A 19,762-nucleotide genomic window follows, 5' to 3' on the forward strand; every position below is an offset into this window, starting at 1 on the left:
GCCACCAAAAGCGATGCAGTTGTTATTGCATCGCGTCAGCGCGCGCGAGAGTGAGTGTGGCGGCGCGTTTGTCGCGCGACACGGCGCGCGCAATTGTTGCTTTCAAAACTCGTCAACAGAAATATGCGCAACTCTGAAAGTTCCTACTTCAGCAAAACCATTTTTCGTGTCTGCCGGAAGTCGCCTGCCACCAGCTCGTAGAAGTACACCCCGCTCGACACCGGGGCGCCCGCGTCGTTGCGGCCATTCCACACGCGGGTGTGCGCGCCCGCGGGCATCACACCGTCCACCAGCGTTGCCACCACACGGCCGGACACGTCGTACACACGCAGCGTCACGTTCCCCGCGCGCGCCAGCGTGAAGGGAACCGTGGTGGACGGGTTGAACGGGTTGGGGTAGTTCGCACCCAGCGCGGTGAGCGCGGGCGAGTCACCCACCGCAACCGGAAGCCCGTGGCTCACCAGGATGTCGAAGGGCGGCAGGCCCACGTTGATCAACCCGCCCTGCGCGACACCCGTGGCGAGGTCGTAGCAGCGGATTCCCGGCGCGGTGACCTTGCGGTCGGTCAGCAGCAGCACGCCGAGCAGGTCGTCCGGTTCGCAGTCGTTGAGGTCGTAGCCGCCCGGCGCGTACAGCGTGTTGCCAGTCTTGGTGCCCGTGGCAGGGTTGAACGCAATCAGCACGGTGGTGAAGGACGGCGTGGCGACGATGGCGTAGCCGCGCGTGGCGTTGATGATCTCCACGTCCAGGATATCGCCGCCCGCCGCCGCCTCGGTAAGAATGACCGACTGCGAGGTCACATCCGCCATGTCCACGCCGATTACCGCACCGTCCAGCACGCCGAAGAACCCCACGCACGAAAAGTACGCCTGGCTGGTGGCGCCCACGGTGCGGGTATTCACCTCGGAGTAGTTGTTGGGGTGCAGCAGCGTCACCGGCTGCACGCCGTTCATGCCGGGGTTCATGTCCACCACCGTGTCGGTGCCGGTGTCGATCACCGCCATGTAGCTGGTTCCCACCGGGGTGTAGAAGTTGGTGCGGTCCAGGCGCTGCAAGAGCACGCACAGATAGCTGCCAGCCAGAAACATCTGGTCCATCTCCGGCAGCCCGTCGGCGTCGGCGAACGTGGCCAGGTTGATGGTGCCCAGTGTCGCACCCGTCTGCGGGTTCATGATGAGCACGCTGGTCATGTCGTAGCGCGAGACGTACGCCTTGGTCGTCGAAACGAACACGATGTCGTGCGGGTTGCTGCCGTTGCCGGTGGAGTACTGGTGCAGCGTGTTGAAGGCGTTGCATGGGTCCAGGACCTGGATGTTGTCGCCGCCGGAGCGGTTGACCGCGTAGATCAATCCATCGACGCCGCTGGCGCGCAGCACCGCATCGGAATGAATCGGCTCCACGTCCAGCGTGGCCGCCTTGGTGTTCACGTTGAGCGACGATGTCGAGCCGGTGGAGAAGTCGCTGGTCGAGACGAGCAGGTAGTCGCAGGCCCGCGCGGCGCCACCGTGCAGGGCGAGCGGTGCGAAAACGAGTGCGACGAGGACATATTTCAGCATGGTGATGGCTCCCTTATTCGAAGCGATAGCTCAGGGTGGAATAGAAACAGCGACCCGGCAGGGGATAGCCCGCCACGTCGACAATCTGATTGTTGGTGAGGTTGCGCCCCTCCAACGAGAGGACCAGCCCGCTCACCGGCGTGCGCAGCGAGGCGAGCGCACCGTGTATCGTGCGCGCCGGCGTCTCCAGCGTGTTGTAGCGGTTAAGCCAGTTGGACGCGATGTAGTGCAACTCGTAGGTCAGCCGCGCCGTGCCCAGGATGCCGGAAATGGACGCGGTCACCTCGTCGTTGGGGCGCGAGGGAAGCTCCTTGCCGTGGTAGGCGGGGATGTTGCCGGTGTCGCGCGTGTCCATGTGCGTGTATGAGCCCGACACCTCCACGCGTTCCGCAAGCATGGCCGCCGCACTCAGCTCGAAGCCTTGAATGTGCGCCGCACCGATGTTCTCGGGCTTGCTGGTGTACTGCGAGTTGGGGAAGAACAGGATGAGGTTCTCCGCCGTGTTGTCGAAGACGCTCGCCTCGAAGAGCAGCGAGCGCAGCGCACCCAGGCGCCCGGCGCTGATCACCACCCCCGCGTCGAGGTTGTCGCCCTGCTCGGGTTCCAGCGTGGCGTTGCCGGTGACACTGCCGGTGGTGCCGAACAGCTCCAGAAAGGTGGGCACGCGATAGTAGCGTCCCGCGTTGCCCTTGATGGCGAACCATGGCAGCGCCTGCCAGCGCAGCCCCACGCTGGGCGCCTCGGCGTCGTAGGACACGCGGCCCTGGGGCGTGGGCGGCAGCCAGGGAAAGCGCGGCGGGTCGTAGAACTCGTTCTCATAGCGCTCGGCACGGTACACGCCGGTGAGAACCAGCTTCTGTTGCAGCAGGTACACGTCCGCACCCAGCGAACCAATGGTGGACTGCCGCCAGCGGTCGGGTCCTTCGCTGGGTTGCGGAAGGTTGTTGACCGGATGGTACTGCTCCTTGGTGCCGTTGAACGTCGCCTCCAGCGCCACCGGCAGCCACGGCGCGTACCAGCGGGCGCGCGCGCTGCCGCCGTATAGCGCCAGCGTGTTGTCGACGTCGGTCGCAATCAACGACAGGTCGCTGTCGCGGTCGGTGAACTGGTCGTTGGTCTGCTGGTAGAACCCGTCGGCCCACCAGTGCAGCTGTTTTCCCGCCACCGGTTCACCGGCCACGCGCAGTTGCCCGATGCGCCGGCGTCGCTCCGAACGCGCAGTCGTCGACTGGTACGCGCCCCGCCCCGGCACGCCGTTCTCGCGCGACGCGTCGTGGTAGGCCAGCGAGACCTCCGCCACCCGCGGCACCTGCGCCGACACGCGCGCCATGCCGTTCCACGCGTCGAAGTCGTTGTTCACGCGCACGGCTTCTTCGTTGTCGTCGGCGTTGAAGGGGGTGTCGTTGTCGTCGTAGAACGTGTAGTCGCCGGTGGACTGCTCGTGCGCGGCGTGCGCAAAGAAACGCCACACGCCGCGCTTCAGCCACAGCGAACCGTTCTCGCGCTGCGTGTCGAAAGAACCGCCGGAGAGATTGGCCTCCAGGGCGGAGACGAACCCCGGGCGCGTGCCGTCCTCGCGCGTAATCAAGTGCACCGCGCCGCCGATGGCCGAGCCGCCCAGCTGCGGCGGCGAGAAGCCGCGGTACACCTCCACGCGTCCCACCCCGCCCAGCGGCAGGTCGCCGAAGTTGGTGATGCCGAGGTAGGGGTCGTCCATGGGCATGCCGTCCAGGAACGTACGCACCTGGATGGCCGACGAGCCGCGGATGGAAACGGTGGCGAAGCTGCCCAGCCCGCCGTACTGCGTCACGCGCACGCCCACCAGTTGCGAGAGCAGCGAAGAAAGATCCTCCACGCGCCCGCGGCGCGCGGTGAGATCCACCGTGGTCACGAACCCCGAGCGGTCGGTGAGCATGCGCGGGTCGGAGCGGTCGGCCTCTATGAGAATCGGCGCCACCACGTAGGTGGTGTCGGGAACGCCGCCGTCCGCGGCGGCGACAACAGGAACGCCCCCCGCGGCAGCGAGAAGTATGAACGCAGCCAGACCGCGTATCAGCGGTCGCGCGCGCGAACGATGTGTGGGATTGATGGTGTCATCCCGTTCCTCTCAACCCTCGAAGAGGAGTTCGGTGGTGACAACCCCGGCAGGTATCCTGGCTGATGGCTCGGACGCCGTTCCGCCCCCTTCCCGGGTTCTCCCAGTGGTCTGGGCGGATGGCTCGCCAATCACAGTGGCGGGACCGCGAGGGATTTGCACCCTCTTCCCTTGAGCCGCGTCGAAAGCGAAGGCGCGGCGCACGGCGGTTGGTATGTTGGGCAGAGGATAGACGGGCGGGGAAGGCGCGTCAAGGGATGCTCTCTCCTTGTTTCGGCGCCCCCAGCGCGCTACCATTGAGGCGTCCCCCATCCAGGAGGTGCCATGCGCCCCGTCATCGCCTCGATAGAATCCGAGTACCGCCGCTACAAGCTCCTGGCGGAGGCCTCGTTCCACCAGCTGAGCGAGGAGCAGCTCGCCCAGCCCGGCAACGCGACCGTCAACTCCGTGGCCACCCTGGCCTGGCACGTCTCCGGCAACCTCAAGTCGCGCTTCACCGATTTTCTCGCCAGCGACGGCGAAAAGCCGTGGCGCAACCGCGAGGCCGAGTTTCTGCCGCGCAATGCGAGCCACGCCGAGTTGCTGGATGAATGGGAGGAAGGCTGGCAGGTGCTGTTTGCCACCCTGGCCGGCATGGACGACGGCGACCTCGCCCGTTCCGTGGTCATCCGCGACAGCCCGCTCCCGGTGACCGAGGCGCTGCACCGTTCGCTCGCGCACGTGGCCTACCACGTGGGGCAGATCGTGTTCATCGCGCGCGCGTTGCGCGGTCCGGAATGGGAGTTCCTGAGCATTCCTCCCGGCGAGACCGCCGACTACAACAAGAACCCGGCGCGCGAAAAGGGAACCGGCTGATCAGGGTTTCTCGCCGGGATCGCCTTCCAGAGACTTCTTGAGCGACGTGAGCGTGCTCGCCCACAGGTCCTGGTAACCACTCACCCAGCGTTCGTAGATCATGCGGATCGGCACCGCGTTGAGGCTGTTGAGCGTGCGACGGCCCTCCTGGCGCGTCTGCACCAGCCCCGCGTCGCGCAGCACGCCCACGTGCTTCATCACACCGAAGCGCGACAACGCGGGGAACTGCGCCACGATTTCGGTGGTGGTGCACGGCCCCTTGCGCAGCAGGTCGAGGATCGCGCGGCGCGTCGGGTCCGACAGCGCCTTCCACACGGGGTCGAGGTCGTTGCTCACGACCCCGGCCCCGCGCAGCGGCGCACCGATAATTGCGAACTACTTCTCGGCATCGCGCTTGATTCGGGTGAGCATGTCGCCCCAGCCTTCGCTGAGGCCCTCCTTCAACTCCGACGGGATCATGCCGAACACGTCGTTCTTGAACACGAGCTTCGTCCCGCCGGCGATGGGGGAGAGGCGCACGATGATGTGCCCCGCCACCGGGCTCGACATGAACATCGGGCCGAAGATCTCCAGCAGGGTGGGCGGCTTGATGGCCTGCACGAAGCCCCACAGGTGCCCGCTGCCGGCGTCGAGGTCACGGAACCAGCGGCCCCCCGGCCAGCGTTCCAGCTTGAGGATCACCGGCGGGTTGCCTTCCTCGCCCTCCAGCCGGCACATGTGCTGGATGAGCCCCTCGAACACGTCGCCCGGGGCGGCCTTGATCTCGACGGTTTGCTCGATGTTGACGTGCAGATCGTTTGCTGCGGCCTGATTCATGACGGTGACCTCCATGGTCGGTTGGTTGGTTGGTCTCACGATAACGTGACTAAATGATAACGTGACTAATTGGTAACGTCAAGACCCCAATTTCGGAGGGGCGATCGGAGGAGGTACCCGCCTGCGCGTGCTATAGTTACGCCATGAAAACCACCCTGGCCACCATTGCCCTTGCCCTGTCCATCGCCGCCCCCATCCACGCGCAGCCCGCTTCGCCGGACCTCACCTCGGCCGAAGGGGTGGTGCGCGAGTTGTACCGGCTGGTATGCGTCGAGCCCGGCCAGACCACCGACTGGGACCAGGTGCGCGCGTTGTTCATTCCGCAGGCGGTGATCGTGCTGCGCGTTTCCAGGGATGCCAGCGACACGTTCACGCTCGAGGGCTGGATTGACGATTTCGTCGCGTTCAACGAGAAGGCGCGCGTGTCGGAGCGCGGCTTCACGGAGAAGATCGTGCGCATGGACACCACCGTATTTCGGGATATCGCCAGTATCTACGTGCTTTACGAGGCCGCCATCACGGACTCGGAACGGCCCCCGACGGTGGGCGTCGACATCGTCAACCTGATCCAGAAGGACGGCCGCTGGTGGATCGCGTCCATCGTGAACGACCTCCCGAACGCGGACAATCCCATCCCGCAACAACTGGCCGAGTGAGCGGGCGGGTGGCAGGAACCTTGATCGGGAGCACGGCGTAGTACATTATTATGAATGCAGGTTCGGCCCGCCGCCCGCAACCTGCACGAGCGGGGCACCATGGCAGTCACCACGCGAACCGGCCAGATCATCTCCCACTACCAGGTCGAAGACCTCCTCGGCTCCGGGGGGATGGGCGAGGTGTACCGCGGCACCGACACCAAACTCGGGCGCCGCATCGCGCTCAAGTTCGTACGTCCCCTCGCGGACCCCTCGCTGCGCCAGCGCCTCATGCAGGAAGCACAGGCAGCGTCCCGGCTCGACCACCCCAACATCTGCACCATCTTCGAAGTCGACGAGACCGAAGCCGGCGAGATCTTCATCGCCATGGCCTACTACGACGGCGAAACGCTGGACCGCGTTCTGTCCCGTGGCCCGCTCCCCGCGGGCCGCGCGCTCGCACTCGCGCTCCAGTCCGGCCGCGGCCTGGCGGCGGCGCACGAGGAACTCATCGTGCACCGCGACATCAAGCCCGCCAACCTGATGCTCGTGCGCGACGACACCATCAAGATCCTCGACTTCGGCCTGGCCAAGCTCATGAAGGACGCGCGCATCACCGATCCCGGCTCGGTCATCGGGACGCCCGCGTACATGTCTCCGGAACAACTGAGTGGACGCCCCGCGGACCAGCGTGGCGACATCTGGTCGCTGGGTGCGGTGCTCTACGAGATGGTCACGGGGAAGTCGCCGTTTCCGGGAGAGAGTATTGCGCAGGTGATCACCGCCGTGCTCAACGAAGAACCGGTGCGCGCGTCGCGGGTGAACCCGGCGGTGCCGCAGACGGTGGAGAAGATCATCGAGCGGGCGCTGGAGCGCGATACTCGCCGCCGCTACGAGCGCATGGTGGAGATGGTGCAGGACATGGCCGACGCGCAGGCGGCGCTGGATCCGGGAGCCATCACGCGCAGTTTCCCGGTGGCATCGGCGCGTACCTCGCTGGCGGTGCTGCCGTTCGAGGACATGTCGGAAGCGAAGGACCAGGAGTTCCTGTGCGACGGCATCGCGGAAGAGATCCTGCGCGCCCTGAGCCACATTCCGGACCTTCACGTTGCTTCGCGAACTTCGGCGTTCCAGTTCAAGAATCGTTCGGCGGACATCCGTGAGATCGGGGCGCAGCTGGGTGTCGACGCTGTTCTGGAAGGAAGCGTGCGGCGCGTCGCCGACCGCGTTCGCATCTCGGCGCAGTTGATCAACGTGCGGGATGGCTACCGCCTGTGGTACGAGCGTTTCGACCGCGAGATCCGGGATATCTTTGCCATCGAGGACGAGATCGCGGAGCAGATCGCGGCCGCCCTCGAGATCAATCTGGACACGGAGAAGGGGCGCGGCCGGACGCGGCGCGACACCCCGTACTCGGATGCCTACGAACTGTATCTGCAGGGACGCCAGTTCATCCACCAGCACCGCCGCAAGACCATGGAGATCGCCCTGCAGCTCTTCGCCCGCGCCATCGATATCAATCCCGATTTCGGGCGCGCGTATGCCGGCATCGCCGATTGCCACTCCTTCCTGCGCCTGTACTCGGGCCGGGGAGAGGAATCCGTGGCGGCCGCCGACGACGCCAGCCGCAAAGCGCTCGCACTGGAGCCGGAACTCTCCGACGCACACGCGTCGCGCGGATTCGCGCTGTTTCTGCAGAACAAGTTCGAAGAAGCGGAGGTTCACCTGCAGCGCGCCATCGAGCTGGATCCGCACCTGTACGACCCGCACTACATCTCGGGACGCCTGTGTTTCACGCAGGGACGGATGAAAGAAGCCATGGAGCACTTCCGTGAGGCGTGCGCCATCGTGCCGGAGGCGTACGACGCCTGGTACCTGCTCGGCATGTGCTACCGGCGCCTGGGCGAGGACGCGCGCGGGCGCAGCGCGGACCTCGAGTGTATCGAGGCCGCCAAGCGCCACCTGCGCGCGCACCCCGAGGACACGCGCGCATGGACCATGGGGGCCGCGGTGCTGGCGGAGATGGGCGAGCCCGACACGGCGGCCCGCTGGCTCGCCAACGCCATGTCGGTGGACCCCGACGAGCCGATCATCGTGTACAACGCGGCGTGCGTATACGTCAGGCTGGGCCGCGTTGACGAAGCCCTCGACTGCCTCGAAATCGCCTTCAAGCTGGGGGCGGTGGCGGAATGGGCCACCAACGACCCGGATCTGGACTCCCTGCGCGCCAACCCCCGATTCCAGAAGCTGTTGGCTCTGCGGCCCGCGTAGACCGCGCCCGCCTCTGGCGCCGCGCGTCTTCATTCGTTAGCTTACCCGGGTACCGCCCGTCGGCAGGCGGGCCGTTTATTTACCCCACGGGAGGAAATCATGTCGATCAGGGCCGTAAAGGAAATCACCCCGTCCCAGCCCACCCTCGAGGGCGCGGGCGTGAAGCTGCGCCGCGCGTTCGGTTTTGGAAAGACCGACGTGTTCGATCCGTTCCTGTTGTTCGATGACTTTCGCGGCGAGCGCCCCGAAGACTACATCGCGGGGTTTCCGTGGCACCCGCACCGTGGCATCGAGACCATCACCTACGTGCTCGCGGGCGAGGTGAGCCACGGCGACAGCCTCGGCAACAGCGGTACGCTGGGCGCGGGCGACGTGCAGTGGATGACGGCGGGCAGCGGCATTCTCCACCAGGAGATGCCCACCGGCGATCCGCGCGGCCGCATGCACGGCTTTCAACTGTGGGCGAACCTGCCACGCTCGCTCAAGATGACGACGCCGCGCTACCAGGATGTGAAGTCGGGTGAGATCCCCGAGGTCGTCGATGACAACGGCACCCGCGTGCGCGTGGTGGTGGGTGACTACGCCGGACGGCGCGGTCCTGTGGAGGGCATCGCCGCGGACCCGCGCTACCTCGACGTGTTCGTCCCCGCCGGGCGGCGCAAGACGCTCAAGGTGGAGATCAACCGGCACGCGTTTGCATACGTGTTCGAAGGCGCGGGGTCGTTTCGTGATGCGTCCGCGCCGCAGGTGGTGCAAACCGACCGCGTGCAGCCCGACGGCGCTGAGATCCGCGACCTCACCGGCAACCGCTCGCTGGTGCTGTTCGACCGCGGCGACGAGGTGACCGTGCAGGCCGGACCGGAAGGGGTCCGTTTTCTGCTGGTGTCGGGGAAGCCGCTGGAGGAGCCGGTGGCGTGGCAGGGGCCCATCGTCATGAACACGCCCGAGGAACTGCGCCAGGCCTACGCCGAGCTGCGAGAGGGGACGTTCATCAAGGCGTGACACCGCGCGCAGGGCTGTGAGACGATGCGGAACGATCCGAGCATGCCGACATCACCCGAAACGCTCGTCCACGAGACCACGTACCGCAAGCGCAACCCGGTGGGCTGGGTGCACCGCAACCGCCTGCGCGCGGTCGCGGCCGCCTTCGACCGCTATCTCACGCAATCCGTGACTTCGTGGCTGGACGCCGGCTGCTCCAACGGCTTCATCGTGGAAGCGATGGTGGCGCACAGGCTGGCGCAGTTCCAGCGCATCGCGGGCTTCGACAACACACCCGGACTGATCGAGCGTGCCCGCGCCAAGGGAATACCCAACGCGGCCTTCGCGGTGTTCGATCTCAACACGGTGCAACCCGCAACCGAACGCTTCGCTCTTGTCACCTGCCTGGAAACGCTGGAGCACGTGGGCAACATCGAGAACGCCATCGCCAACCTCGTCGACCGTGTCGAGGCCGGCGGTCTGCTGCTGCTCTCGGTTCCCAACGAAACCGGTCTGCCCGGCCTGGTGAAGCTGGCCGGACGCGCGGCCGTGCGCAGGAATCCATACGATGACTTCTTCGCGGACGGCGGACGCGCGCGCTACGTGTCGCGGCTGCTGCTCAACCGGCGTATCGACGGGTTTCGCAAGTCCGGGCGCGGCGGCTACGGCCCCCACCTGGGTTTCGACTACCGCACCATGGAAGATCACCTGCGGGATACGTACGTGACGAAGGGCGTGCTGGAGCGGCGCGCGCGAGAGATCACAACCCTGGGGATGAACGTGCTGCTGGTGTATCGCAAGGCGCGTTAGCCGGCGGCGAGCAGTTCGCGCACCTGCTTCTCGATCTGGTCGCGCACCGCGCGGAACGCGTCCGGGTCCATGTCCTTCGGATCCGGGATCTCCCACTCGATGTGCTTCTTCGCCGGCACCCACGGGCACGCGTCACCGCACCCCATAGTGACCACCGCGTCGAACTCGCCCGCGGGAATCGCGTTCAATCCTGTCGACGCGTGCGCCGAGAGGTCGTAACCCAGCTCCGCCATGGACACGATGGCCTTCGCGTTGACGGTTCCCGACGGGCGCGAACCGGCGCTGAACGCCTCCACCTCCGCGCCGCCCTGCATGCGCGCGAAGGCCTGCGCCATCTGGCTCCGGCACGAGTTCTCCACACACACGAAGAGCAGCCTCATATGGGCATGACGATATCGCATGGCGGCGCCTTCCGCAATGCGCCCCATCTCCGTGCTCGCGGTCGGGCCCGGGCTCGGATATGCTTGCCGCGTGAAGGCAGCCACCCGCTCCCGGGGTCTCATTTCGGTCCTCGCTACCACCGAGGGGTTCATCGCCCTTCTCGCGATTGCCGCCATCGCGCTTCATCTCGTCCTCCGCTATGCCACGCACGCGACGGCTTCGGTGTTCGGCGCCGCGGTCTACAATGTGCCGTTGATCGTTGCGCTCGCGTTTGGCGGCATTCCCCTGGTGATAGCCCTTGCGCGCGGACTGGTGCGCGGGCAGTTCAGTTCCGACCTGCTGGCCGGCATCTCCATCGTCACCGCCATCATCCTGCAGGAGTACCTGGCGGGGACACTGGTGGTGTTGATGCTGTCGGGTGGGCAGGCACTGGAAACATACGCGGTGCGCAGCGCGTCGTCGGTGTTGCAGGCGCTCGCGCGGCGCATGCCGTCCGCCGCGCATCGCAAGTCCGACGGCACCATGACCGATGTTTCACTGGACGATGTCGTGGTGGGAGACCTGCTGGTGGTCTTTCCGCACGAGGTCTGCCCCGTGGACGGAACCGTCGTCGACGGACACGGCGCCATGGACGAGTCGTACCTCACCGGGGAGCCCTACATCATGTCCAAGGCACCCGGCACCGCGGTGCTTTCCGGCGCGGTAAACGGTGAAACCGCGCTCACCATCCGCGCCGAGCAGAAGGCCGTCGACTCGCGCTACGCCAAGATCATGGAGGTCATGCGCGAATCCGAGCAGCGCCGCCCGAAACTGCGCCGTCTCGGCGATCAGATCGGCGCCGTGTATACACCCGTCGCGGTTGTCATTGCCATCATCGCCTGGCTGGTGAGTGGGGAGGCGGTGCGCTTCCTGAGTGTGCTGGTGGTGGCGACACCGTGCCCGTTGCTCATCGCCATCCCGGTGGCGGTGATCGGATCGGTCTCGCTGGCCGCGCGCCGGGGCATCATCATCAAGGATCCCGCGGTGCTGGAGAGAATCGAGACCTGCCGCACCGCCATGTTCGACAAGACCGGCACCCTCACCTACGGCCAGCCACGTCTGACCGAGGTGGTCACCGGAGAGCCCTTCGAACGCGGCGACGTGCTGGGGCTGGTGGCGAGTGTCGAGCGCTACTCGCGACATCCCCTGGCGTCGGCCATCGTGGAGGACGCACGCCGGGGCGGGCTCGCGCTCTCGGAGGCGGGCGAGGTGAGCGAGCGGCCGGGCGAGGGGCTGCGCGGCATGGTGCGCGGACACGCCATCCGGGTGACCAGCCGCGCCAAGGTGGCCGTGGAACGGCCCGAGGTGGTGTCCCTTCTGCCGGAGCACACCGGTGGCATGGAGTGCGTCGTGCTGATCGATGGCCGCTATGCGGCCACGTTCCGCTTCCGCGACGAGCCGCGCGCGGACGGTGTTCCCTTCATCAGCCACCTCAAGGGCCGGCACCGGTTCGACAAGGTCATGCTCGTGTCAGGCGACCGCGAGTCGGAAGTCCGTTACCTGGCGGAGAAGGTGGGCATCCACGAGATCCACGCCAACCAGAGCCCGGAGCAGAAGCTGGAACTGGTGCGCGCGGAGACGCGCCTGGCACCCACGGTGTTTCTGGGCGATGGCATCAACGACGCGCCCGCGCTCACGGCGGCCACGGTGGGCATTGCCTTTGGCGAGGGTGACATCGCCACCGAAGCTGCCGGCGCGGTCATCCTGGACAGCTCGTTGCAGCGCGTGGACGAACTGATGCACATCGGTCGCCGCATGCGCAGCATCGCGCTGCAGAGTGCGGTGGGCGGAATGGCATTGAGCGTGCTCGCCATGCTGGTGGCGGCGGCGGGTTACCTGCCACCGGTGGCCGGCGCGATTACCCAGGAGATCATCGACGTCTTCGCGGTGGTCAACGCGCTGCGCGTCGCGGTGGCGCCCGGGCGGCTCATCGACTACAAGCCCGGCGCCTGACGTCCGCCGCCGCACGATCTCTTATCGCGCAACCCGCCCGGAACGGCTAGAATCCCCGCGTGGAACTTCCGCTGCTCAAGGATATATTCGTCATCTTCGGCCTCGCGGTCGGGGTGGCGCTGGTCTGTCACCGCTTCAAGATTCCGCCGGTGGTGGGTCTCATCATTACCGGCGTCATCGCGGGACCGCACGGACTGCGGCTCACCACCGAGGCGGAGGCGGTGGCGCAGCTGGCCGAGATCGGCGTGATATTCCTGCTCTTCACCATCGGCCTCGAGTTCTCCATCGATTCCATCCGTCTGGTGAAACGGCTCTTCTTTGTGGGCGGCCCGCTGCAGGTGTTCATCACCGCCGGCATCGTGTTCCTGCTGGCCTGGGCCAGCGGCGCGGAGATTCCCCTCGCGGTTCTCATCGGGCTGACCGCCTCGCTCAGCAGCACCGCCATCATTCTCAAGCTCCTGCAGGACCGCGCCGAGCTCACCAGCGCGCACGGCAAGGGCACCATGGCCATCCTCATCTTCCAGGACATCGTGTTCGTGCCCATGATGCTGTTGATTCCCTTTCTGGCCGGGCAGGGCAGCGACAACATGTGGGCGGAGATCGGCGGACTGGTGGTCAAGGTGCTGGCCATCTGGCTGGTGGTGGCGTTTGCGGCGCCGCGGCTGGTGCCGCGCCTGATGACGCACATCGCGCGCACTCAGAGCAACGAACTGTTCCTGCTGACCACCGGCGTGATGTGCTTCGCGGTTGCCTGGCTGACCTCGCTGATGGGGCTTTCGCTGGCGCTGGGCGCGTTTCTGGCCGGGCTGATCCTTTCGGATTCGGAGCACAGTCACCGCACGCTCGAGAATATCCTCCCCTTTCGCGACGTGTTTTCGAGCTTCTTCTTCGTCTCCATGGGCATGCTGCTGGATGCGCGCTATGTGGCGGATCACGCCCCCGCGCTCCTGCTCGCAACGGGCGCGGTCATCTTGATCAAGGCGGTGGTGAGCACCGGCGTGATGCAGTGGCTTGGTCTCCCGTACCGCGTCTCCCTGCAGGCCGGTATCGGACTCGCGCAGACCGGTGAGTTTTCGTTGATCCTGCTCAGCACGGGGTTGGCGGCGGGACTTCTCAACGACGGGCAGTACCAGTTCGTGCTGGCGGCGTGCCTGTTCTCCATGGTGGCGGCGCCGTTTCTGGTGGCCGGCGCGCACAGCATCACGGACCTGGCGGTGCGTTCGCCCATGCCGGTGCGCTTTCGCGAGGGACGCTACTTCGTGGCGGCCGATGCCGACGAGCGGCTGCGCGATCACATCGTCATCGTCGGCTACGGTGTGATCGGCGCCATGGTGGGGCACTCGGCACGGCTGTGCAACATCCCCTACGAGGCCATCGAACTCAACTACGACATGGTGCGCGAACAGAGCGTGCGCGGCGTGCCTATTTTTTACGGCGACGCCACCCAGGAAGCGTCGTTGCTCAAGGCCAACGTGCGCGAGGCGCGCGTGGTGGTGGTGGCGATTCCCGACCCCAACGGCACGCGGCGGGTGGTGGCGCTGGCGCGGCGCCTCAATCCTGCGGTCGAGATCGTCACCCGCACGCGCTACGTGCGCGACATGGCGCGCCTGTACGCGCTGGGCGCCAACGACATCGTTTCGGAAGAGGTGGAGGCATCCATCAAGATCTTCTCGGTGGTGCTGGAGAAGTACGGGGTGGCCCCCGACGTCATCGAGGGGTTCGGCGGTGTCACCCACCGCCAGCACGACTTGCGCACCGTCAAGCGCGATCCCGACGCCCCGCCTTATTGAGCCCCCGGATTGCCGAAGACTACAATGCCAGCTTGAGCCCCGCGGTGAAGGTGCGCGGCGCGCCGGGGTGCGCGCCGTAGGGGAAGCGGGACGCCACGTAGATCTCGTCCAGCGTATTGTAGACCGAGGCAAAGATGCGCACGTGGCGGATCAATTCGTACTCGGTGACGATGTCCAGCAGGAAGCGGCTGTCCGCGCTTGCCGAGTCGATGAGCGCGCCGCTGCCGGGCTGGGTGCGCATCTCACTGGTGTAGTTGGCGAACACACCCAGGAACGACTTCTTCGTGGTGAGCGCCGCCGATGCGCTCAACGAATGCTCCGGAATATACGGGATCTCGTCGCCGATCGCGCTGTCGTAGGAAATCCCGGACGCGTCGACCATGCTGCCTCCCGCCAGGTACTCGCTGCTGGTGAAGGTATACGCGGCCGACAGGTCGACGCCGTACACCGGGTCCACGATCGAATAGTCCGCCGAAGCCTCGAGCCCCGATGCCCGGCGCGTCATGTCGTTGCCGGCGAAGGCGTGGTCGGACAGAAAGCCGACCAGCGCCGCCTCCCACCGGCCGCGCTTCATGCGTCCGCCCGCCTCGGCGTGCACCGCCTGGTAGCCCTTGTTTTCCACCCCTGCCGGCGGGGCCTCGAAGCCGGTGTGGATGCCGCCCAGCAGCAGGAATCCCTTTGCGGGCCGATAGGCGGCACCGATGCCGGGGAGCAGCGCCGTGGTCGAGTTTTCCACCACCGTGGGAGCCGAGGAACGGCTACCGTTGCCGGCGGCGTAGGACGACCGCTTTGTTTCCACCCACTCGACGCGCAGCCCGGGAATGATGCTCCACTTTCCAACGCTGATGCGGTCGCGCACGAAACCCGCCAGCGCGTGTGCATTGTTGATGCGGTTGTCGCTGCCGCCGTTGCCACCGTCCGTGCCGCTGGAGGTGAGCACCATGGCACCCCCGCTCACCATGCGGTAGCCGTCGATGTGGTTCAGGCGGTCCTCTTCGTCCTCGTGGTAGCGCAGCCCCGCTTCCAGTTCGTGCCGCGCGCCGCCGGTCGCAAACGCGGCCCCCAGTTCGGACTGAATACCGGTGGAGAAATACGAACGGTTGTTGGCCTTCACCGATAACGCGTCGTCGGCGCTGGTGGAGTCGCCGGCGAGGATGCCGTACTCGTCGGGGAAAGCGCCCGGGTCGTCCAGTACCGCGGACAACGCCTGGTTGTTGACGCCGTCCAGCAGGTACCAGTCGAGTTCGAGGTCGTTGCGATACAGGCTGGTGGTCACGTCGATCGCATCACTGACGACGATGAAATGACGCAGCAGGAGCTGCGTTGCCTCGTGACTCATGTTGTCCTTCTGTGATGCCGCGTAGCGCCGGAAGGGTGTGGCGGCGAAGTCGCCGTCGGTGAGGCCCAGGTAGGAATCGTCCGCATCGGTCTTGAAGTACCCGAACTTGAACATCACGTCCTGGTAGTGGTCGGCGCTCGATTCGGATTTGAGTCCCAGCTTGACCAGGTAATCGTCCTGTTCGAAACCCGTGTCGGCGCCGGTGTCGAGCGCCTTGTACCCGTAGGTGCGGGTCTGGTGCGTGCCCAGCATCCACGAGATGCCCTGCCACGCGTCGCCGTAGTCCAGATTCAAGGTGTGCGCGCCGTACGAACCGAGCGACAGGCGCGCCTGCGCCACCAGGTCGTCGGGGATGCCGAGTGTCTTGAAGTTCACCACGCCGCCGGTCGTGCCCGGTCCGTAACGGATCCCGGCGGGTCCCTTGAGCGTTTCGACGGCTTCCATGCGTCCCATGCCCGCAAACACCGGCAGCCCCGGCGCGGCGTACGGTGCGGGCGAGACCAGCACGCCGTCTTCCAGCACGGTGAGGCCGGCGCTGCGGTAGGGGGCGGCGCCGCGCATGCCCAGGTTGGGGCGCAGCCCGTAGCCGTCCTCGCCGATGGCGTAGACGCCGGGGATGCGCAGCATCAACCGGTGGATGTCGTCGAAGGATTGATCCGGGTAGGGAAGAATGTTCGGGCCGAGGAAGTGGGCCGAACCGGGAACGGCGCGCGCGTGACCGACGCTACCCACCACCGAGGTGCGATCCGCCAGACGCTGTTGCGGTGATGTGGCGGGCGGCGAAACCGCCCGCATGGAATCCGCCCCCGTGGAGTCCGCCTGCGACGCTCCGCCGGCGCGAGGCGCAAACAGCACCAGCAGCGCGAGGCACAGCCAGGCACCCGCCAGACGCGCCGCCGTCAGGGACGATTCTGGCCGGCGCCGTGGCGTCAACCGTCAGGCGCCCTTCCTGACCGCGGCGACCGTCATGGGCTGCTTGAGCGTGAGCACTGGACAGGGCGAATGCCGCACCAGCGCCTCGGCCGTGCTTCCCATCAGCACGTGCGACAAACCGCCGCGACCGTGCGTGCAGGACACGATGAGGTCGGCGTTGGTCTCGCGCGCGTACTCCACGATGGCATCCACCGGATTGCCGAACAGCACCTTCGCTTCGGCGCGCACGCCCCTGGGCACCTGGTCGGCGATCAGCTTGTCGAGCGTCTGCTTGATCTCGGTGGCCCGCTCGTCATCCGTCGCGGCGATCATCGGCGACACCCAGGCCACGTCCGAAACCGGCAGCGCGGGTTCGTTGACGGAGATCACCCGTAGGTCCGCGTCGAACCGTTCCGCCAGGCCCACCGCATATGGAAGTGCCCGGAGCGAATAGTCCGACAGATCAGTCGTCACCAGGATCAGGTTGAAGTTCAACATGGCGTTCCCTCTCTTCTTCTGCCCGCGCGGTCCGGGCCTGCCGAAGTCAGTGGGACATCGGCGAAACGAAGCCACTCGGCTTCACCGCAAGAACTGACACCGGCACGTGCTCGAGAATGGTCTCCGCGGTCTTGCCGAGCAGCAGCGGCGCGTACGTCGCGCTGCGCGCGGTGCCGATGACCAGGAGGTCCGCCCCGGTTTCCTCGACCGCTTCGAGAACTGCGCGGGCGGCAGGCCCTTCTATCAAACGGATACGATCCGCCTCCACATGGGGCAGGATCGATCTTAGCATGATCTCGACGGCGTGTGCGTGGCGTTCGCGCGTCTGCGCAATGACATCCTTCTTCTCGCTGAGGTGGCGAAGCCCGCTCGAGAGCCATTCGTATTCGTCGTGAAGCGGCTGCCACGCGTGCACGACGTACAACTCGCCGGGCAGGGCCTTGGCCGCGGCAGCCGCAACGTCGAGCACCTGGCCGTCGAACGACCCCGGTATCGGGCCGATGGGGTCGATGGCGGCGAGCACGCGGGGGGGTGGCGCGTGCGGGGCGTTCTTCACGATCCACACCGGCACCGGACAGTGGCGTACGATCGACTGGGTGAGCGCGCAGACGCCCCGTGGCCGCCCGTCCTCCATCACGAGCATGTCGTGTTTGCCGCGGATCGCCTCCTGCACGATCTCGATGGCCGGGCGTCCCCAGCGGACCGAAAAGCCCACCCGCACGCCGCGTTCGTGCAGCGTCTCCGCGATGTGCGAGAGCTGACCGCGGCGTTCACGCTCGGCTTCTTCGCGCGCATCGTTGATTGTCAGGGACGAGAGCAGCGGTTCGAATTCCTCGGGAAGCTCGTTGAATACGTCGAGGAGCTTGAGTTCCGCGCCCGAATGGGTCGCAAGACGGGACGCGCGCGCTATGGCGGGGCCGTCAGGGGAGGAACCGCGCGCGTAAACGAGAATTCGCCTGACCCTCATCATGACTTCGCCTCACAACGGTAGCACCATCCGCTTGCGTTTGAGTGCATCGGCGGCGTCGTGCAGCGTCATGCTGGAGATGGTTGTCACATAGTTCTCGCGGAACAGTTTCCAGACGTCGTGCAGGGCGCAACGCGCGTGGTCGGTGCACACGTCGAGACCGAGGATACAGGCCCTGTCCAGTTCCACGCGACCGTCGATGGCCTCGATGACGTCCATCACGTACAACTCACTGCTGGGCCGCGCGAGCTGGTAGCCGCCGCCGGGGCCCTTGGTGGATCGCACGAGCCCCTTGTTGCGCAGTCCGTGCAGGATCTTGGCCAGGGACTGGCGCGGAACGCCGGCCGCGTCCGCTATTTCGCGGACCAGTACCGGCCCGGGCGCGTCCTTCTCCGCGAGGTAAATCAGCGCACGCAGTGCGTGCTGGCAGGTGGGCGAGTGGATCATGGCGACCTCAGCCGGAGTAGTGGACCAGTAATTCCACTACTACTATAGGTTGCCGGACGGGCGGCGTCAAGGCAAAGCAGACACCGGAGTCCGAAGTCACGGCGCGCCACCCCGGGCCGTAACGTCTTGTGGAAAAGTATGTTATCGGAGCCGGCGGGCCGGGTTTCGGGTTGCGGTGGGAGCCGCCGGTCCCGTATGCTTGGCCCTTCGGGCCACTATTCACCATGCCCATCGCCACCCCATTTCATCCCCGCACGCTCGCGCGTTGCACCAGCCTGTTCTACAAGGACTGGGCGGGGTATCACGCGGTCCGCTCCTACGACACCTCAGCCGACCGCGAGTACTTCGCCTTCCGGCACGCGTGCGGTCTCATCGACGTGACGCCGCTCTACAAGTACGACGTGCGCGGCGAGGATGCGGCGCGCTTTCTGGCGCGGGTGATGGTGCGCGACATCATGAAGCTCAAGCTTCGCCAGGTGATGTACGTGTGCTGGTGCGACGATGACGGCCACATGATCGACGACGGCACCGTGTCGCGGCTGGGCGACGATCACTACCGCGTGACATCGTCGGAACCGGCCTGGCACTGGCTGGCGCGCAACGCACGCGGCATGCGCATCACCATGAACGACGTCAGCGACAAGATCGCGGCGCTTTCCATCCAGGGCCCGACGTCGCGCGATACGGTGGATGCCGCATGCGGCGGGGATATCCGTGAGCTGAAGTTCTTCCGGCTCACCACCACGAAGATCGAAGGCGCGGACGTGATCGTCTCGCGCACCGGCTACACCGGCGACCTGGGCTACGAGATCTGGATGAAGAACGACGACGCGCTGCGCGTCTATGACGCCGTCACCGCCGCGGGTCGCGCATACGGACTGGAGCCGGCGGGGTTGGATGCCATGGATGTCACCCGCGTGGAGGCGGGATTCATCCTCAACGGCGTGGACTACTACCCGTCCCTGCGCTGCCTCATTCCCTCGCGCAAGTCGACACCCTACGAACTCGGACTGGGCTGGATGGTGAAACTCCAGCGCGACCGTTTCATGGGCCGCGAGGCGCTGCTGCGCGAGAGTCAGACGGGTTCGATACGCAAACTGGTGGGGCTGGAAGTGGACTGGGACGAGACCGAGGCGCTCTTCCGCGCCCACGGCCTCCCGCCGGAAGTGCACCCGGGTGGCTGGCGGGATGCGCGACCCGTGTATGACACGCGCGGCGCGTTCATCGGTCAGGCGACCAGCGGCGCGTGGTCGCCGTTGCTCAAGAAGAACCTCGCCCTGGCCACGCTGAAGTCGGAGTTCACCGCGCCGGGTACCATCGTGCGTTTCGAGGTCACGGTGGAGTACGAACGGCGCGCGGTCAAGGCCACGGTCGTTGAGACGCCTTTCTTCAACCCGGAACGGAAGCGGACCTGATC

Annotated in this window: 17 protein-coding genes and 1 riboswitch; of the genes, 8 read left to right on the forward strand and 9 right to left on the reverse strand. The window is 66.3% G+C overall.

Annotated features, from left to right (window positions below):
- Positions 1-143: 143 nt before the first annotated feature.
- On the reverse strand, positions 144-1,556 hold the full coding sequence (locus tag OEX18_01030; GenBank protein MDH4335848.1) for a T9SS type A sorting domain-containing protein: 1,413 nt from the start codon (positions 1,554-1,556) through the stop codon (positions 144-146).
- 13 nt (positions 1,557-1,569) lie between these two features.
- On the reverse strand, positions 1,570-3,516 hold the full coding sequence (locus OEX18_01035; GenBank protein ID MDH4335849.1) for a TonB-dependent receptor: 1,947 nt from the start codon (positions 3,514-3,516) through the stop codon (positions 1,570-1,572).
- Positions 3,517-3,681: 165 nt separating this feature from the next.
- Positions 3,682-3,867, reverse strand: a riboswitch (cobalamin riboswitch).
- Positions 3,868-3,975: 108 nt separating this feature from the next.
- Between OEX18_01035 and OEX18_01040 the strand changes: the two genes are divergently transcribed.
- Complete coding sequence (locus tag OEX18_01040; GenBank protein ID MDH4335850.1) at positions 3,976-4,506, forward strand: DUF1572 domain-containing protein; 531 nt, start codon at positions 3,976-3,978, stop codon at positions 4,504-4,506.
- Here OEX18_01040 and OEX18_01045 read toward each other — a convergent pair whose 3' ends face one another.
- Both OEX18_01045 and OEX18_01050 read right to left on the reverse strand, forming a co-directional pair.
- Complete coding sequence (locus tag OEX18_01045) at positions 4,507-4,842, reverse strand: metalloregulator ArsR/SmtB family transcription factor (protein ID MDH4335851.1); 336 nt, start codon at positions 4,840-4,842, stop codon at positions 4,507-4,509.
- 39 nt (positions 4,843-4,881) lie between these two features.
- Complete coding sequence (locus tag OEX18_01050) at positions 4,882-5,322, reverse strand: SRPBCC domain-containing protein (protein ID MDH4335852.1); 441 nt, start codon at positions 5,320-5,322, stop codon at positions 4,882-4,884.
- Between the two features lie 143 nt (positions 5,323-5,465).
- On the opposite strand from OEX18_01050, the gene OEX18_01055 reads away from it, so the two are divergent.
- The 4 genes from OEX18_01055 to OEX18_01070 all read left to right on the forward strand — a co-directional run bounded on the left by OEX18_01055 (position 5,466) and on the right by OEX18_01070 (position 10,019).
- Positions 5,466-5,978, forward strand: a complete 513-nt coding sequence (locus OEX18_01055) for a hypothetical protein (GenBank protein ID MDH4335853.1) — start codon at positions 5,466-5,468, stop codon at positions 5,976-5,978.
- A 54-nt stretch (positions 5,979-6,032) separates the two neighbouring features.
- Positions 6,033-8,228: a protein kinase gene (locus OEX18_01060; GenBank protein MDH4335854.1), complete on the forward strand. Its 2,196-nt coding sequence runs from the start codon at positions 6,033-6,035 to the stop codon at positions 8,226-8,228.
- A 99-nt stretch (positions 8,229-8,327) separates the two neighbouring features.
- A complete protein-coding gene (locus OEX18_01065) occupies positions 8,328-9,230 on the forward strand; it encodes a pirin family protein (GenBank protein ID MDH4335855.1) in 903 nt (300 codons plus the stop codon).
- A 42-nt stretch (positions 9,231-9,272) separates the two neighbouring features.
- Positions 9,273-10,019 (forward strand): methyltransferase domain-containing protein, encoded by a 747-nt coding sequence (locus OEX18_01070; protein ID MDH4335856.1) that lies wholly within the window; start codon positions 9,273-9,275, stop codon positions 10,017-10,019.
- Here the strand turns inward: OEX18_01070 and OEX18_01075 are convergent.
- Positions 10,016-10,420, reverse strand: coding sequence for an arsenate reductase ArsC (locus tag OEX18_01075; GenBank protein ID MDH4335857.1), 405 nt, complete (start codon positions 10,418-10,420; stop codon positions 10,016-10,018). The genes OEX18_01070 and OEX18_01075 overlap by 4 nt on opposite strands.
- 70 nt (positions 10,421-10,490) lie before the next feature.
- Here OEX18_01075 and OEX18_01080 point away from each other — a divergent pair, with 70 nt between their 5' ends.
- Both OEX18_01080 and OEX18_01085 read left to right on the forward strand, forming a co-directional pair.
- Complete coding sequence (locus OEX18_01080; protein ID MDH4335858.1) at positions 10,491-12,392, forward strand: heavy metal translocating P-type ATPase; 1,902 nt, start codon at positions 10,491-10,493, stop codon at positions 12,390-12,392.
- A gap of 59 nt (positions 12,393-12,451) precedes the next feature.
- Positions 12,452-14,182 carry a cation:proton antiporter gene (locus tag OEX18_01085; GenBank protein ID MDH4335859.1) on the forward strand — a complete coding sequence of 577 codons (1,731 nt, stop codon included), beginning with the start codon at positions 12,452-12,454 and terminating at the stop codon, positions 14,180-14,182.
- A gap of 19 nt (positions 14,183-14,201) precedes the next feature.
- On the opposite strand, the gene OEX18_01090 is transcribed toward OEX18_01085, so the two are convergent.
- The 4 genes from OEX18_01090 to OEX18_01105 are packed head-to-tail and all read right to left on the reverse strand — an operon-like array spanning position 14,202 to position 18,345.
- Positions 14,202-16,454 (reverse strand): TonB-dependent receptor, encoded by a 2,253-nt coding sequence (locus tag OEX18_01090; protein MDH4335860.1) that lies wholly within the window; start codon positions 16,452-16,454, stop codon positions 14,202-14,204.
- 3 nt (positions 16,455-16,457) lie between these two features.
- Positions 16,458-16,931: a universal stress protein gene (locus OEX18_01095; GenBank protein ID MDH4335861.1), complete on the reverse strand. Its 474-nt coding sequence runs from the start codon at positions 16,929-16,931 to the stop codon at positions 16,458-16,460.
- 46 nt (positions 16,932-16,977) lie between these two features.
- Positions 16,978-17,901 carry a universal stress protein gene (locus OEX18_01100; GenBank protein MDH4335862.1) on the reverse strand — a complete coding sequence of 308 codons (924 nt, stop codon included), beginning with the start codon at positions 17,899-17,901 and terminating at the stop codon, positions 16,978-16,980.
- Between the two features lie 9 nt (positions 17,902-17,910).
- Entirely contained in the window at positions 17,911-18,345 is a 435-nt protein-coding gene (locus OEX18_01105) for an Rrf2 family transcriptional regulator (GenBank protein MDH4335863.1), read from the reverse strand.
- A 224-nt stretch (positions 18,346-18,569) separates the two neighbouring features.
- Here OEX18_01105 and OEX18_01110 point away from each other — a divergent pair, with 224 nt between their 5' ends.
- Positions 18,570-19,760 (forward strand): aminomethyltransferase family protein, encoded by a 1,191-nt coding sequence (locus OEX18_01110; GenBank protein MDH4335864.1) that lies wholly within the window; start codon positions 18,570-18,572, stop codon positions 19,758-19,760.
- The last annotated feature ends 2 nt before the right edge of the window (positions 19,761-19,762 follow it).

The organism is Candidatus Krumholzibacteriia bacterium, assembly GCA_029865265.1.
In the GTDB taxonomy this organism is placed as follows: Bacteria; Krumholzibacteriota; Krumholzibacteriia; order WVZY01; family JAKEHA01; genus JAKEHA01.